Genomic DNA, 16,035 nt, shown 5'->3' with positions numbered 1-16,035 from the left:
CGCCTGCGCACTAAAGAGGGTCTCGGTCTAATTGTGAGCTGCGGGTGAGCGGATTGCATCACCGTTGCCCGCGCCGGTCCCTGTCCGCCATAGCAGTTCGAGGTCGCGCCGAAGAGACCACCGTACGAGATACTCCGCGTCCGCCGCGGCGAGCCGCTCGGGCGTAGACATGTCTAGGCCTCTGATCTGCGCCGGCCCGGTGATCCCCGGCCGTAGCTGCATGACACCGGCTTGCGCCCGAGCCTCTATCAGCACCGCTTGGCTTGGAAGGCAGGGGCGAGGGCCGACGAAGCTCATGTCCCCGCGAATGACATTGATGAGCTGCGGAATTTCGTCGAGTTTAAGACGGCGGAGCAGGGAACCAATGCGTGTAAGCTGGCCTCGCGAGGCGAGGTGCGACGGAATGTCGCGGCTGCCTTGGCGCATGGTCCTGAATTTGTAGATCGTGAACGGGGCGCCGTAGCGCCCCACCCGCGTCTGTCTGAAAACGGCCGGCCCGCGACTGTCAATACGGATAGCCATGGCGACGACCGCGGCGGGTAAGAGAAGAATAGGTGCGAGCAATAGTGCGCAGACAAGGTCGAACCTTCTTTTCGCGCGTTCCGCACGAAGAGTGGAAGCTCGTTCGGCTGTCTCGTCCTCGCCCTGTATCGGGATTCGAGTCACGCCTGCTCCGCCAGCTCGATCCGAAGTTCGCCGCCGGACGATGGCGTGTCGAGGTCGCCGAATGAACTTGATGCATTCGTCGTGGCGTTCTCGAGCCAGGCCTGAAACATCAGCACGTCCCAAAGCTGGTAATGCCAGCGTCGCGCTCCGGTCGAATGCTCCGACCACATTTTTTCGATCGGGCTGGGATTGAGATACCCTTCCTGTCGTAGACGGCTGGGATCCAGCAAGGCCGACGCCCAATCCCGGAGCGGACCCCGGAGCCATTCCTCGATCGGCACCCCAAACCCCATTTTCGGCCGGTCGATTAGATTTCGAGGCACATGCCGATCAAGGACTTGGCGCAGGATATGCTTGCCGGTCGACCCGCGAATCTTCGCGGACATCGGAACTTTCCAAGCAAATTCGATGAGCCGCGGGTCGAGGAAGGGAACACGGCTCTCGAGGCTGGTGGCCATGGAGGCGCGATCAACCTTCACCAGGATGTCGTCAGGCAGGTAGGTCAATGTGTCGAGGTACATCATCCATTCGCGAAAGTCTGCGAACTCGGGGATTTGACTACCCCACACTTTGGGCTCCTGACCGCCGACGACAAGCTCGGCCGGCTTGTCGGTGTGCGATGCCAAGCGACGGTAAACCGCCTCCTGCGTGTATTCCTTCAAGATCTGGGCCACCTTCGGAAGCCTGTCACCAAAATTAAGATTGCGTAACTGCGGCACGACGCTGGAGATCGAATTGGCGACACGGCCGGTCAGGTGAGCCGAAAGAACCGCCGACAGAGCACCTCGGGCGGATCGAGGCACCCGCGAGAGCGCGTTCCAGATGCGCGCCCCCAGCACGTACCGGTTATAGCCGCCAAACAGTTCATCGCCGGCATCGTCCGAAAGGCTGACAGTCACATGTCGTCGCGTCAGCTCCGAAAGAAGCAAGGTCGGAATTTGAGACGAATCCGAAAACGGCTCGTCCCAGATCCGCGGCATCCTTGGAACGAGATCGAGCGCATCGCGTGGCCGGACGTAAAGCTCGGTGTGCTCGGTGCCTAAGTGCTCCGCCACGGCGCGGGCGTGCTCTGCCTCGTTGAATCTTGCTTCGTCGAAACCGATCGTGAAGGTTTGAACTGGCCGGGTGGACTGCGCCTGCATCATGGCAACGATGGTGGCCGAATCGACTCCTCCTGAGAGAAATGCGCCTAGGGGCACGTCGGCCGTCATTCGAATGCCTACAGCGTCCAGCAACAGCGCTTCGAGCCGATCCACGAGATCGGGAGTGTTGGGGAAGGGCTCGGAAGCCCCAGCGAGCGCCACCTCGCGTAAGCTCCAGTATGCGCGCGGCTCGCCTATCTCGCCGCTGGCGCCGTCGATCTCCACGTAATGCCCGGGCAACAGCTTCGCAATTCCGGTCCAGATACTTCTGGGGGCAGGGATGTAATTGAACCGAAAGAACGATGTAAGCGCTTGCCGGTCAAGCTCCCCGCGGAAGTCAGGATGCTCCTGAAGGGCTTTGAGTTCGGAGCCAAACAGGGTGGTTCCCTTGGAACGGCCGTAATAAAGCGGTTTCTCGCCTACCCGGTCCCGCGCCAAGATCATCTTGCGCACGCGCCGATCCCAAAGCGCGAACGCGAACATCCCGTTGAGGTGAGCGAGCGCGCCTTCAACCCCCCAATGCTCAATAGCTGCAAGTAGGACCTCGGTGTCTGAGTGACCGCGCCATGGACCTGCGGCTCCACTCTCTTCCAGAGTCTGGCGCAGGTCGGGGAAATTGTAGATCTCACCATTGTAGACGATCACATATCGTCCCGAAGCCGAAGTCATTGGCTGGTGTCCGGCAGGCGAGAGATCGATGATGGCCAGACGACAATGCCCCAGCGCCACGCCTGCTTCCGTATCGATCCAGGCACCGCTGTCATCCGGGCCCCGGTGATCGATCTTTGCCGACATGCGCCGAACGAGCGAAATTCCAGCCTCTTCGCGAGCGGTAGGACCGAGGAATCCAACAATACCGCACATATTCGCTATTTCTCCAAAGATCCCCAGCGCCAGGCCGCGGCCCACGAGAGGAGCCTCGCCAGGCGTGTAGACATTTTATCCACGCGGAGCAAAAGGTTGTCTGAGCTATGAATCCATTGCACCAACGGCGGTTCGCCTGGGTAACCTGGCCGAGTTGCCCGATCGCACGGGCAGCTTCCAGCCGGTCGCGCCCTCAAACGCCCGCAGATCGATAAAGGGCATCGAAGCGCGCTTTCACGGTCGGGAGCGAGAACAACTCCCGCATCCTCTCAAGACCGCGCAGCGCCATTCGCGCACGCCCCTCCGGCCCGACTTCGAGCAACTTGCGTATTCCGTCGGCGATTGAATTCGGAGCCGTGTCGCCGCAGACGACGCCTGCATCGCCAACGATGAACGCGGAGTCTCCGACTGGCGTTACGACACAGGGGACGCCACATGCGAGCGCTTCTCCAACGACATTTGGGAAGCTTTCGGCATGGGAGACATTCGCGGCGATGTCCAACATGCACATCACCCTCGCAACATCGGTCCTTTCCCCAAGCGCGAGGAGGCGATCGATCGCGATGCCAGACTGCTCGACAAGCCGATTGAACGGTGCGTGTTCTAAGTCGACGTCCTGGCCGGCCAGCAGGAACCGAACATCGCCACGGTCGCGCGCGATCATCGCAGCCGCGGCAAGAAAACCCTCATGGTTCTTCACAGGGTGGAGGCGCCCGACCGTCCCCACAACGATCTCATCGGCCCTTATGCCGAGAGAGGAGCGCATTTGCCTGCGTACATCGGGCGCCGGCCTGTATTCGTGGAGGCTGAATCCGTTTGGAATAACGAGCCGGCGCGATCGCGGGTAGCCGATAGCTTCGTGTTGAATTGCGCCGGCTTGCGAATTATAGACGATGACGTCGGCGGTTCTCGCCATCATGGCGCCGAGATAAATCAGGAGCCGCGTCCGTGTGCGCTCTCCGGTGAAGTTGAGCGATTGGCGAACGCCCCAAAAAACCGGAAGCTTCTTGCGAGCGACGATCTTGACCAGGCTTGCGGCAATATTGCCGTGCGTCATCCACCCCTGGATTGCCACCGGTCGCGCCTCGTCAACGATGGCAACAAGCCTGCGAAAAGCCGCCACAAGTCCAACGCCGCTGCCTATGTGCAAGGCAAGAACCTCGACACCCGCCCGTTCTATCTCGATTCCGATGGAGTCTTTTGCGCCAAGCGAAACGACAATGTGGCGATAGGTCGATTCACCCGTGACCAGCCTCTGCAGCATCCGCTCGGCGCCGCCGGTGGCCAAACCGGTGATTATATGAACGACTGTCCTGCGCTCATCTGCGCCATCATCGGCTGGCAAGGGACCCCGCCTCACGTATCTCTATCGGAAATCGCCTCGCCATCGCTCGCGATCTAGGAGCGCCCCTGATTTCGCGCAAGACTTCGACGGCAAGTGGGTCACCCCCTATGAACTTCTTTCCGCCTTGCACGCGAAGCATTCTCATGGTTGAGGACCCGTGATGAGCCAAAACACGAAATTCGTTGGAAACGTTGATTCCGCGACAGTGGCCGGGTTTGGCGACGAATGGGACACGTACGATCAACATGATTTGTCACCAGACGACTTTGCGCGGACGTTCGATCGCTACTTTCACATCTTCCCGTTCGCTTCGTTACGATCCGACGCGGAAGGATTTGATCTGGGTTGTGGATCGGGCCGTTGGGCAGAAGGAATCGCTGACAGGGTGGGTCGCCTGCATTGCATCGACCCGGCGCCCAAGGCTCTCGCGGTTGCGCGGCGAAGGCTGGCGGGCAAGCCATCCCCCGAATTTCATCAAGCCGATGCCGGGAACATTCCTCTGCGGGACGAAAGTCAGGATTTCGGCTATTCGCTCGGAGTGCTGCATCACATCCCGGACACTAAGCGTGCGCTTGCGGATTGCGTTCGCAAGTTGAAACATGGCGCTCCTTTCCTGATCTATCTTTATTACCGATTCGACAGCCGCCCATGGTGGTTCCGATGTTTGTGGCGGATCAGCGATCTGAGCCGGCGCGCCATCAGCCGTTTGCCCTTCTCAGCCAGAAAATCGGTTGCGTTGGCGATCGCTGCAGCTGTGTATTGGCCGATGGCCCGATCGGCGGCCGTGTTGGAGCGAGCAGGGGTGGACGTCGCGCCGTTACCGCTAAGTTTCTATCGCAATCTCGACTTTTATTGGATGAAGACCGACGCCCTAGATAGGTTTGGAACGCGGCTTGAGCACCGGTTCACACGCCTGGAGATCGAAAGAATGATGACGGACGCGGGGCTTCGTGACATTCGCTTCAGCGATCGTGAACCGTTTTGGGTGGCGGTCGGGATCAGGGCATAGGCTCCAGGAATGGTCCGATCTCCGTCATTCGGCGGCACCCATCTCGGTCTCGAAGCCCACGCCGATTACCCAGGTGTTCCGGGCTCCCCGCCGACTCTGAAACCCCCCCTTTCGTTTGGTCTGCTTGGACGGCTCCTGCTGGCGGTGGCGTTCGCAGTGGCGTTCACGTCGATAGGATGGAAGGAGATCAATCCTTTCGCCTTTCCGGATCTTGAGAACTATCGCACTGGTTTCGACAGTAATTGGTTCCTGTTCCAGAGCCTCAATCTCTCGCCTTTGGATTTCTTCGTCTCAGAAGGAGTGTGGGTTAGAGGCTTCGACGCCCTCACCTCATACGTCGGTAATATCGACTCGGCGTTCGATATTGTCAGTTTCATCTCCGTCGCGCTGATTGCCTGGTATGTGATCGCGGAAACGCGTTCGCCGCTTTACCTGCCGCTATTGGTCAATCCGGGTTTCGTAAATCTGGTCGAGGAACAGATCAGATCGGGGCTTGCGACGGGAATCTTCCTCCTGGCTGTTCGGGCGCGGAGTCCCGTTTGGTGCGTGCTGTTGGCCCTCGTCGCGGCGTCACTCCATACGGCTTTCTTCCTATTCGGCGGTGTACTGATCTTCTACCGATTGGCTCGAAACCTGCCGTCTTACCGGGCGATAATGCAGCGTCCGTTCGTCGGTGGAGCGACGGTGCTCATCGCCGCAGCAGCGATCACTTGGCTCAGAACGGTGCTGCTTTCGGCGTTGGGCGACGAGAGAGCCTTCACCGTCGAGGAATATAATTCGGGGGTTCTCCTCTCGTTGGCATGGGTCTTGTTCGGCGCCTGGTTCGCGCTTCAAGTCCGTGGCGCGCTCTTTGCGTTTGAGGCGCTGCTCTTGCTGTTCTGCTCGACGTTGGCCTTCATCTCGGCCATTCAAGGGGTCTACGGCGCCCGTTTCTTTGTTATTGCCGCTACCACGTTTCCCGTTCTCGTCTCGCGAGCCAGTCCGCTGATCCGCTGGCCAACGATCGCAGCTTATGCCGTATTCGCGACTGTCTGGTTCATTCTCTGGTTCCAGTGACTCCTGGCCCGCGGCGCTATGCCGAAGACACGCCCTCGCTGGACTCGTGGCGCTCACCTTCACGGGCGCCGCAGCGGCAAGTTGCGCACGTGCGCCGACGTCGAATCTTGCCAACGCCTTGCGCCCGGAACAATTCGGCGCCGGGCAGGGGGCAGACGACACCGCAGCGTTGCAAACCTTCCTCGATCGGCTCGGAAACGGCATGCAGGGCCTTCTCGACGGAAATTACTGGATTTCATCAGAGTTGCGCATAAGGAACAAGCGCGAATTCTCGCTGCGTGGACCCGGCCGCATCACCGTCAGACCGGGCGTCCCTGCCGCATGGGGTCATGGCGGTCTGCGGTTGACAAACTGTTCGGACTTCACGCTCTCAGGTTTTTCCATTGACGGAAATCGCAGAGTTCGCGCGCCGCGCGAGCTGCCTGCCCACAACTTCATCTTTGAAACCTGCAGGCATTTCCAGTGCACCACGCTTACGTCCTTGAACTCAGTCGTGGACGGGTTCATGTTTTACACCGAAACCCCGGCGAAACCGGAAACCCACTGCAGCGATTTTGTCATGCGCGAATGCGTCGCGCGACAAAACTGGCGGCAAGGCTGCTCGGTCGTCCATGGCCGCCGCGGCCAGTTTTTGGGCGGCGTATACGCGCAGACGCACGGCACGGACCCATCCGCAGGGATTGATCTCGAGGCCGACCAAGACTCTCCCTTGCACTCCGTCGACGACATCTTGCTTCAGGGGGTTCGGTTTGAGGGCAATGCCGGCTTTGGATTGCTGGTTTCCGGCGTCGCCCGGCCGCGCGCCGTGCGCGTGGTCGATTGCGTGTTTGTCGACAATGACCGCGGCGCCATTTCATGGGGCGCCGAGAGCGGCGAGATAATCCGACCCACTATCGAGGGGTTCACCGCGTCTGCCCAGCGCGGCGCGATCGACGTGCCTGCCGGTCCGGGGGGCAACGTCGCGATCGCGAGCCCGGTATTCCGCCGAGTGACGGCCGCGGGAGCTGGGCAACCCCTCGTATACGTCCATGCGCAGAGCGCTGGGCTGGTGAAGGTCGATCGGCTTGACGTCGACGATTGCGGCGCAGTGGTCGCTTTCTGGGCGCCCAAGTGCGAATTGAGACGCAGTCAGATCGTCTCGAGCCTGGGCAACTTCGACGGAGCTATTCTGGTTTATGGTCCGGAATGCACGATATCCGGGAACGCGATCTCCAATTTCTATGGAGCGATCATCTACGTTGAGGCCGCCGACGCTGCGATCGTTTCAAACCGACTGTCGAGCCCTCGTGGCAATAGCCGATCGGGCTGCATTCACACGACTGGCAAAAGGTCGCTGATCGTCGACAACTTCATCGAAGCGAATGGCGGATTGACCGCCATCATGGCCCCCGCCTCGGCGACAGTGCGCGGGAACCAAATCCGTGGCTTTCAGGTGGCGCTGAGACGGCTCTAACTTGAACGCCGCCGCGGCAACAGAACCTCGAGATAGGCATCGGTGGTCTGTCGGACGCCGAAGACCTCAGCGCGGCGGACGACGTCCGGATGATCGCTTGCCAACAGGCTCTTTGTCATCGCACTAGCCAGTGCTTCGACATCCCCGACCGGCACCAAGACACCCCATTTCCCGCCGTCCAGAATTTGTGACGGGCCCGTGGGGCAATCGGTGCTCACGACAGGCGTGCCGCACGCCATCGCCTGGATAAGCGTTCCGGGCAGCCCCTCGAAACGGGACGAGAGGACGAAAAGATCGGCCCGACGCATGAGCGGAAAGGGCGGGCTGAGGAATCCCGGCAGGAACACGCGATCCTGCAGGTCGCGCGCGGCGACAAGCGCTTCCAATTCGCCTCGCATGGGGCCTTCGCCGATGATCACAAGCGCAGCGTCGACCTCAGGCCACACACGGTCGAACGCGTCGATCAATGTGGCGAAATCCTTTTGTGGCGAAAGTCGCCCTGCCCCCAAGACAACGCGGCGCCCCTCGGGGAGGGGCGGCCAGAAGGACGGTTCTGCTAAAGCCTGGATGCGAAGCTCATCATCGACCACCGGGTTGGCAATCGCGAACAATCGGTCGCGGGGAACGCCGACCTTCGACGCGAGCTCGTCGATCATCGCCTCGGCCACCGTAACCACGGCGTCTGCTGCAGGATAAAGCAACTTCATCAGCTTCTGAACTATGGTATTTGAAAATCCGTGGCCAAACTGTTCATAGGCAAGATAGCTAACGCGCTCACTCAGGACCACTCGGACACTCGTGCGCGCGAGGCGACCGGCAAGCACAGCTACGATATTGCTATGGCTGAGCGCCGACAGCAGCGTTTTCGGTCGTTCCGCTCGAAGGTACCTGACCAGAGGTGGCAGCGCTCTCGCCATGCGGCGGGCGCGCAGATCGATGATTCTTACACCATCGGCAACGAGGCTGAGGTAGGGTCCCGATTTGTCGACCAGAACGAGATCGACCGCGACCCCGCGCGCCAAAAATTCATTGGCAAGCGTGACCATTACCCGCTCGGCACCGCCGCCGCCGAGGTCGGGCAGGAAAATCGCGATGCGATCGGGGGGAGAGGAGTCAGCGAGTCCCCATTCGGCGCGAATGTCGCTCATCTCGAATTTGCCTCCGCGGAATCTGTCGTGTTTCGCACAAAGATCCGCTCGGATTTCGCCGCATGACGCTCGAGATATTTGTTCGCGGCAAGCCATTCGCTTACAGGCGACGCGCCTTCCACCAGCACCACATCCGGCGAAACCTTGGCCAACGTCTCGCTCCAGAGTACGTTCGCAGAACCGCCCTGCCAAGCATCCGCGCCGATTCTGATAATCACCGGACGCGGCAATTCAACGAAATGATCGGCGTCGCAAAACGAGGCCAAGTCGCCATGCACGGATACATTCGCCACTGACGAAAGCTGGAGATTTCGCTCGAGCAAGGCTCTTTGGTCAGCATCTCTTTCAACGGCGACGAATACGCGGTCGGTGCGTTTGCGCGAGAGATACAGTGAGCAGAAGCCCACGCCCGCTCCAACATCGATGAAGGTGCCGCCTTGCGCCAACTTGTGGCGAACAAATCGAACGCCTCGAGATACGAGAAATCGGGGAAAGAGCAGAGCCGCCACATCGAGCGGAGCGTTCAAATCGAGGCTCATCTTGAAATCGAGAACGTTGGCCTCGAGACGTCTATCTGGGGATGAAGCGACGAGAGCGCAGGCGATGTGGCGAAGCGGGCGACTATCAACGAATCGTGGGAGCGCGCGCGTCACCGATGCGAGGAGCCCGACGCGTCCGTACGCTCGGATTAGATCGCGTCGATACAAGAACGACGCCAACGGGTAGCCTGCAACTGTTGCCAGCTTGCCGAATGCGGTGGCTGGCAGTTTCACTATTTCGATCGGAGTCATTCCCAGGAGCAGCGCAGCGCGGGACATGAGAATGGCCGCTTTCAACCCCCTGCGGCGAAACCTTGTGCCGAAGTGCGCCAGCGCGAAGCGGTTGTATTCAAGGTCCCCCGGAGCGCGTTCCAAACGGTCAAGTCTGCTCAAGCGGCCGTTACCGCTGTCATGGATAAGGAGAACCGGCTCATTGATGAATCTCGTCTTGTAGAATCTGGCAATTTCCAGCCAGATCCTTCCTTCAGGTATAAACCGAGTCGGCAAATCCTCGGGAAACGGGTGCGCAAGAGCGACATCCCGCCGCAGGAAGCCTGCTTTGTCGCCCTGCACATCGAGGCCGAGACCAGCTGTCGCGGAATCAGAATCGAATGGTGACGAAGGAAATCGATCGCCGACAACATTACCTTGTTCGTCCAGGCAGAGGCCGGTTACGCCGACAAACCGATTCCGATCACCCGATGGGAGATCTTGCCACGCAAGATGGAGACGCTCGAGCGCGTCCGGGAGGTATTCGTCATCGGAGTCGAGATTGGCGACGAGTGCACCCGTTGCAGCGCGAATGCCGGCGTTCCATGCGCGGTACTTGCCTAAATTGGGCTGACGCAGGAACTTGATCGGGAAAGGCGCAGCCTCGGCGAAGCGGCGAACCTCTTCTTCCGTTCCGTCTGTGGAGCCGTCGTCGACAATCACCCATTCTAAATCGCGCAACGTCTGCCGTTGGATGCTGTGGAATGCCCGCGCGAGTGTGTCGCGACGATTGAAGGTCGCCGTGAATATCGTGAACAGCGGGGCGTCAGGCATCTCGACCTGCAGCAGCCGCCCTTGAAAAGATAACTCGAGCAGTCTTTCTCACTTCGAAAGGGTCGGTGGCGATCAGGATGACGACGTAGGCCACTCCTCCTGCCAATCCCTTGACGAGCAATGCGGGCAAGGGCGAGGATGCGGTGACCGACGCCATTGCCAGCGCCATCGCTGCACCGGCGATCGCCAACTTTACAAGATCTGGAACGCAAAACGGCATGACCACCGCGTGGCGCGATCCCAGGACGTAACTTAGCACGGCCGCCACGGCAAAGCCGCCTAAGCTGGCTTGCGCCGTGCCGACTGAGCCACGAAGCGGAATGAGCAGGAAATTCAGAACGGCCACGATAACCACCATGATGCCCGCCACTAAAGTGGAGCCGACCGTCCAGCGAGCCAGTTGAAACGAAAGATCGAGATAAAACCCCTTGAGCACGCCCAGGAAGATGGCGGCCGACGCCCAGGGAATTACTGCCGCCGCCTGAGGCTGCAGTCCCTGCCCAACAAAGACCTTGGACAGCGGCTCCGCTGCGAGAGCAAATCCAACCGCCAGCGGGAGGATAACTGCGATCTGAACGCTCGAATACCGTTCGAGCCGCGGCTTCAACTCTTCGCCGTCGCGGGAAAACGCCGCCATAAGACCGGGATAAGCCGCCAGCGAAATCGCACTTCCCATCGCACCTAGGCAAAATTGAACGAGGTCCATTCCCGCCGCAAACTCACCAACCGTCCGCGAATTGGTGAGGGCCTCAAGCATGAATCGATCGAGGGTTCCGACTGCGGAAATCAGCGCCGATGCAGCCGTGAGCGGCAGACCGTATGCGAGCATCTGACGTATCATGCGTCGATGCTCTGCGGCTACCTCTAGGCGCGCGATCCACGAGCCCAGACCGGCGAACAGGGCCGTCAGCGACCACCAGCCCGCAATGGAGAGCAGCACTAGCACCAACGAGTTCGTCAGGTAGGCCACCAGGCCGCCGGCAACGAGGTTCCCTACGGTGCGCGCGAGTTGCAGCGCAAAGTACCCCACAGGCTTCGCCGCAGTGTTCAGCCGATAGCTCATCAGTTCCAAGCCCGCCAGCCCCGGCGTAAGAGCCACAGTTGCCAATGCATAACCCCAACCCCAATCGCGGGCGAAGAGAGGTATGAGAGGCATTACGACGAGAACGCCGATCGCCGCCGAAATTAGAAAGCCAGCCACGGTGGCATTCCTGAGCAGCGCCGCACGGCGGCCCCGGTAGATCGGATGGAAGCGGTAGAACGCTTGCAGGTTCCACGACATCAGCACGACATTGACGAAGCCGGCCAACGATATCGCGAGCGAATAGCGCCCAAAGTCTGCGGGAGACAGGTAGCGCGTGAGGAGTGCCAACGAGGCGAGGGTAAGCGCCGCCGGGAAAGCCCGTGCGGCCACATAGATAGTGATGTCGCGCATCTAGAAAACCGGATGTTCGCTCAATCTCTTAGCGCCCTTCACGACCTCACGGCGCGTGACGCCGGAACCAGGAGATCGGGTAGCCGAATGGTGCTCGTCTTGGCCGGAGAATTCTGATTTGACCAGCGCGGAACCGATCGCCGTTTGCACGTCGCCGGCGCATCGGCCCTTCAATGCGTCCTCACAATGGCGATGTCATCGACCCACGCCGCGATCTCCTGAGGCGGACCGTCGCCCGCCAGGTCGATCGTGAGCCACTGGAAATGGCATTTGTCGGGGACTTCGAAGCGACCGTTGACCTGGCGAGCCGCCGTTCCGGCGCCGCTCGGGCGAATACTCACGAGGCGAAGCTGGTCGTCCGGCGCGCAACGAATCCGCAATGTCGGCCATTCGGCCGGGTCATTCGGAAGATCCCCCATTCTTGCCGATAATTGATAGATGCCGGGTGCGAGCCTGACAAGTTGCCGGGCCGCTTCACCCGACTGGTCGTCGGACGCGGCGACGCGCAACAACAGTCCTCCTCCCGAGGCGTGCTCCCGACTCGCGAATAGATCCGGCTCTTCGCTGAACCACCAGTCAAACGGCGGAAATGCGTCGGGGCCTTCGAAATTTCCGCCGCGCAACGGTGCGCGACTATCCTTCGGCATCGCACCTGTCGCTTGATATACGTTCCATGCGACATCGTATCGCCCGGCCTGAACGAGCCGATTAAGGAGATCCTGATACAAGACGCGGTCGTCCGGTTGGCGGGCATCCAGCAGCCGCGGAGCGAGCTCAGCCGCCAGTCCGAGGTCCCTTCCCTCGCGAACCGCATATGTGGCAAAGGCCTTTTCCCAACCCGGGCGCGCCGAAAGAGTGCGTATCAGCACTACCCGTACGGTCGGGTCTGTCGATGCGGTGACGAGGAACGGGAACAAGTTGGGACGAGCGGAGATCGAAGCCCGCAGCGCAATGTCGAAGTGCTGCATCATGGCCGCACCTTTCCCGCGCGCGCCATTGCGCTGGATGAACCAAAGCTGCGTGAGGGTGTCCCGGCGAGACAGGCGTTGCGCCTCGGACATCAGTGCCGCGGCGCGCTCTTGGGACGCGGGAGTTTGGGAGTCCAGTCCCTGTGCAAGGATCCGGAGGGCAACCGGTTGGAGTGGATCACGGCGGATGGCATCGGACGCGAGTTCATTCGCGACTTTTTGCCCCTGTTCGGAGCCACCGATCTGTTCCGCGAGTTTGGCACGCGCGCCGGCGTTAAACGGTGCGAACTTGAGGGCGATCGCTGGACCGCTACTCGCGAACGCCCCGGCCACCGAAGTTTGAATCGCGAGCACCAGGCCCGTAATTCCCATCACTATCCAAGGCAGATTGTAGAGAATCCCGTGTGGAAAGCCCTTTGGACGCGGCTCGCGCTCGTTCGGTCTGGCGTCAGGACGGGTCCGGTTCACGCTCGCCATATCCATAGCCGTAATCGTAGCCGTAGCCGTAGTCGGCCTTCTTCGCGTCGAACTTCGTCAGAAGGCCGCCGAGGACTCGCGCCCGCGCATCTCGCAACCTGTCGAGCGCCACCTTTGCCATTGTGGCGCGAGTCTGGTGCGATTCGACAACGAAAATGCAGCCTTCGACCCTGCTCGCGAGCAGTGGGGTATCGGCTAGGCCCATCACAGGAGGAGCGTCGATGATGACATGATCGAACATGGATGACAATTCAGCGAGCAATTGCACGAAGCGGGCTCCGGTCAACAACTCGGCTGCGTTGGGAGGCTTCGGCCCGGCACTCAGGAGGGTCAGGTTGAGCGCGGGCTTGGCTTGCAGGAGCGCGGGAAGATCCTCGCTACCCGAAAGATAATTGCTCAGCCCGACCGCGTTCTTGAGGCTGAATATCTCATGCTGAGAGGGCGACCGCATGTCCGCGTCGACAACGATCACGTGGCGCGACGTTCGCGCCAGAGTTCTCGCAAGACCATAGGCCGTGGTCGACTTGCCCTCGCTTGGACGCGTGCTCGTCACCATCAACGTGCGGGGCACGCCGTGGTCGGTCGTGAACGACAAGGTCGTCCGCATCGACAGATATGCTTCCACGATCGGGGACTTTGGATCCTCGAGCTCCTCGACCGGGTCGCCGGTGACAACTTTGGGAATCGTACCAAGCAGCGGCAGCCCTAGATCGGTCTCAAGCTCGCGCGGATCGGAAATTGCCTCATCAGTCTGATCAAACAAGAGCGCTAAGCCCAGCCCGACCAATCCGCCGGCCATCATTGCAATCAGCAAATTCAATACGAGATGCGGCGATGAGGGAATCTGCGGTGGATCAGCCGGGTCGACCACGGAAATATTGTTGACGCCGATACCCCCCGCGACCCCGATTTCCTTATATCGCTGCAGCAGCGCGTCGTAGAGCTGCCTGTTGGTATCCACGTCGCGCTGATAGATATTGTATTGGATCGTGCGGCGACGCAGATCGAGCATGTCCTCTTCGAGGCCACTGACCCGGTTCCGCAACAGCGCCTCCCGTGACGAGGCGGCCCCATAAGTCGATTGCAGTGAACTGCGAACTCGATTCTCCTCACGCGCGATCGACCGATCGAGTTCGGCGATCTGGTCGAGGAGTGCTTGCGCGGGGGGATAGCTTGGGGTGAACTGGGAGAGCATTTTTGCACGATCGGCAGCCAAGCCCGCTCGTCGAGTGCGCAAGTCGGTGATGGCCTGATTGGCGAGTCCCTCCGAGGTGGCACCTCCGGCGCTCCGAAGACGGCTTTGCGCGGTGACACGTGCTGCGATCGCGGCGTTCAGTTCACGATTCGACGCCTCGAGATCTTCGGCTACGAGGGGGTGCTCGACCGTCTCGCCTCCAGGCGATGTCGACGGCACGCTTACGATTTTCTCCTTCGCCGCGTAGGCGACCAGGGTTCGTTCGGAATTCTGCAAGCGCTCACGCAACTGCTTCAAGCGGTTCTCAAGGAAGTTGCGCGCATAGGACGTTGCGTCGAAGCGCCTCTCCAGGGTCGTGTCGATGAAAAGCCGAGTCCAGGCATTCACGATCCGCGCGGAAAAGTTGGCATCCGGACTTGTGAACCTGATCTCCACCAGACGTGAAAGCCGTTGAGGAGAAATACTCTCGTTTTTAAGGATGATCTTGGTTGCCGCGCGGACGCGTTCGTCTCGCGTGCTGGCGTTGCCGCCGGCCAAGCCGGACCTCAACCGGTCCGCCCATTCGGAGGCTCCGAACATGTCGAAGAATACGGGGTCGTCCTGAAGCCGCAAATCGGTGACAATCCGTTGCGCAAGAGTATCCGACTTGAGAAGACCGTATTGCGTCTGGTAGAATTCCAGATCGACCGAACTGTTTTCCGGCTCGACCCCCTGAACGTTCACGACGCGATAGCTTTCGCGTTGGATCTCAAGAGTAGCCGACGCCGTGTATTTCGTGGTCATGAGCAAGGTGACCAGCAAGCCGACAACGGCACCAACCACAACTGATCCGATCAGAAGCCACTTCCAGCGCTTGGCGAGCCGCAGATAGCGCAAGGCAAGAAGAACGCCCTGTTGGCGCCCTCCCGCATCCGCGGAATCGCCCACTCCGGGCGGCCGATCGGTGCCTACAAGGCCTCGATTAAAAGCTACGTCGTTCATCCATTAGACGCCGTTCAATGGTTATTGAGGTAAGCTATTACCGGCGTCACGAGCAAACCGGCCGCCTGAAGAATTTGCGGGAACAGCCTCCGTGCGTCGGATTCACCGACCACCACTACGTCATTAGTGTAGATCTTGGGGTCCTCATATGCACCCAGCCGAATGGCGCGAAGGTCATAAAGAGCCGCCATTTGCCGCCCATTCACAGTGCGAAATACGACAACGTGACTGGTCTTCGCATATTCACTGGTTCCCTGAGCGGTAGCAACGGCGCGCATGAGCGTCATTTGCCCTAGGACAGGATAAATTCCCGGCATCTTGACTTCGCCATCGACGGTAACAGATTGGCTAACGGTTTCCAGCACCGATACCGTTACCTGCGGATTGCGTACGTAACTGCCGCGCAGCCGCGCCTCTATGATTTGAGCCAATTCCTCAGGCGACTGACCGGTAACATCGACCGAACCAGCGATCGGAAGTTCGACATGACCTGCGGCATCGACGCGTACGTCACGGCTCAACTCGGGCAGACCCAGCACGTCCACTGAAATGCGGTCGAAGGGGCCCACGTAATGTGGGCGGCCTCCCGTTGTGACGTCTGTCTTGCTCGGAGGCGGGAGGGTGTCGGGCGTTGCCAGAGCGACCCGGCCGGTATTGACCATCGCCTGAGAGGTACACGCGCCAAGCGACAACAGGGCTAACATAAGCGCGCC

General features: G+C 60.3%; 12 protein-coding genes. 3 read left to right on the top strand and 9 right to left on the bottom strand.

The window, feature by feature from the left end; all coding sequences use genetic code 11:
* Nucleotides 1-27 precede the first annotated feature (27 nt).
* The 3 genes from G7B69_RS07735 to G7B69_RS07725 form a co-directional block, all read right to left on the bottom strand.
* On the bottom strand, nt 28-651 hold the full coding sequence (locus G7B69_RS07735) for a sugar transferase (protein ID WP_166178106.1): 624 nt from the start codon (nt 649-651) through the stop codon (nt 28-30).
* An 11-nt stretch (nt 652-662) separates the two neighbouring features.
* A complete protein-coding gene (gene asnB / locus G7B69_RS07730) occupies nt 663-2,672 on the bottom strand; it encodes an asparagine synthase (glutamine-hydrolyzing) (RefSeq protein ID WP_166178104.1) in 2,010 nt (669 codons plus the stop codon).
* 193 nt (nt 2,673-2,865) lie between these two features.
* Nucleotides 2,866-4,032, bottom strand: coding sequence for a glycosyltransferase (locus G7B69_RS07725; RefSeq protein ID WP_279323149.1), 1,167 nt, complete (start codon nt 4,030-4,032; stop codon nt 2,866-2,868).
* Between the two features lie 145 nt (nt 4,033-4,177).
* Between G7B69_RS07725 and G7B69_RS07720 the strand changes: the two genes are divergently transcribed.
* The 3 genes from G7B69_RS07720 (at nt 4,178) to G7B69_RS07710 (ending at nt 7,535) form a co-directional block, all read left to right on the top strand.
* A complete protein-coding gene (locus tag G7B69_RS07720) occupies nt 4,178-5,026 on the top strand; it encodes a class I SAM-dependent methyltransferase (RefSeq protein ID WP_166177835.1) in 849 nt (282 codons plus the stop codon).
* Between the two features lie 144 nt (nt 5,027-5,170).
* Nucleotides 5,171-6,082 (top strand): hypothetical protein, encoded by a 912-nt coding sequence (locus tag G7B69_RS07715; protein ID WP_166177833.1) that lies wholly within the window; start codon nt 5,171-5,173, stop codon nt 6,080-6,082.
* Between the two features lie 46 nt (nt 6,083-6,128).
* The gene (locus G7B69_RS07710) at nt 6,129-7,535 is read left to right on the top strand and encodes a right-handed parallel beta-helix repeat-containing protein (protein ID WP_166177831.1); all 1,407 of its coding nucleotides are present in this window, start codon (nt 6,129-6,131) and stop codon (nt 7,533-7,535) included.
* On the opposite strand, the gene G7B69_RS07705 is transcribed toward G7B69_RS07710, so the two are convergent.
* The 6 genes from G7B69_RS07705 to G7B69_RS07680 form a co-directional block, all read right to left on the bottom strand.
* On the bottom strand, nt 7,532-8,683 hold the full coding sequence (locus tag G7B69_RS07705) for a glycosyltransferase (protein ID WP_166177829.1): 1,152 nt from the start codon (nt 8,681-8,683) through the stop codon (nt 7,532-7,534). The two genes, G7B69_RS07710 and G7B69_RS07705, sit on opposite strands and share 4 nt — an antisense overlap.
* Nucleotides 8,680-10,266, bottom strand: coding sequence for a glycosyltransferase (locus tag G7B69_RS07700; protein ID WP_166177827.1), 1,587 nt, complete (start codon nt 10,264-10,266; stop codon nt 8,680-8,682). The genes G7B69_RS07705 and G7B69_RS07700 overlap by 4 nt, the downstream gene beginning before the upstream one ends.
* On the bottom strand, nt 10,259-11,701 hold the full coding sequence (locus G7B69_RS07695) for a lipopolysaccharide biosynthesis protein (RefSeq protein WP_166177825.1): 1,443 nt from the start codon (nt 11,699-11,701) through the stop codon (nt 10,259-10,261). Before G7B69_RS07695 ends, G7B69_RS07700 begins: the two co-directional genes overlap by 8 nt.
* Before the next feature lie 170 nt (nt 11,702-11,871).
* Nucleotides 11,872-13,044 (bottom strand): hypothetical protein, encoded by a 1,173-nt coding sequence (locus G7B69_RS07690; RefSeq protein ID WP_166177823.1) that lies wholly within the window; start codon nt 13,042-13,044, stop codon nt 11,872-11,874.
* Between the two features lie 73 nt (nt 13,045-13,117).
* Nucleotides 13,118-15,322, bottom strand: coding sequence for a GumC family protein (locus G7B69_RS07685; RefSeq protein ID WP_166177821.1), 2,205 nt, complete (start codon nt 15,320-15,322; stop codon nt 13,118-13,120).
* A 14-nt stretch (nt 15,323-15,336) separates the two neighbouring features.
* Nucleotides 15,337-15,891 (bottom strand): polysaccharide biosynthesis/export family protein, encoded by a 555-nt coding sequence (locus tag G7B69_RS07680; protein WP_279323154.1) that lies wholly within the window; start codon nt 15,889-15,891, stop codon nt 15,337-15,339.
* Between the last annotated feature and the right edge of the window lie 144 nt (nt 15,892-16,035).

Origin of the sequence: Croceibacterium segetis (assembly GCF_011320115.1) — a bacterium.
GTDB classification, from domain to species: domain Bacteria; phylum Pseudomonadota; class Alphaproteobacteria; order Sphingomonadales; family Sphingomonadaceae; genus Croceibacterium_B; species Croceibacterium_B segetis.
This window is presented reverse-complemented; position numbering and strand designations above follow the sequence as displayed.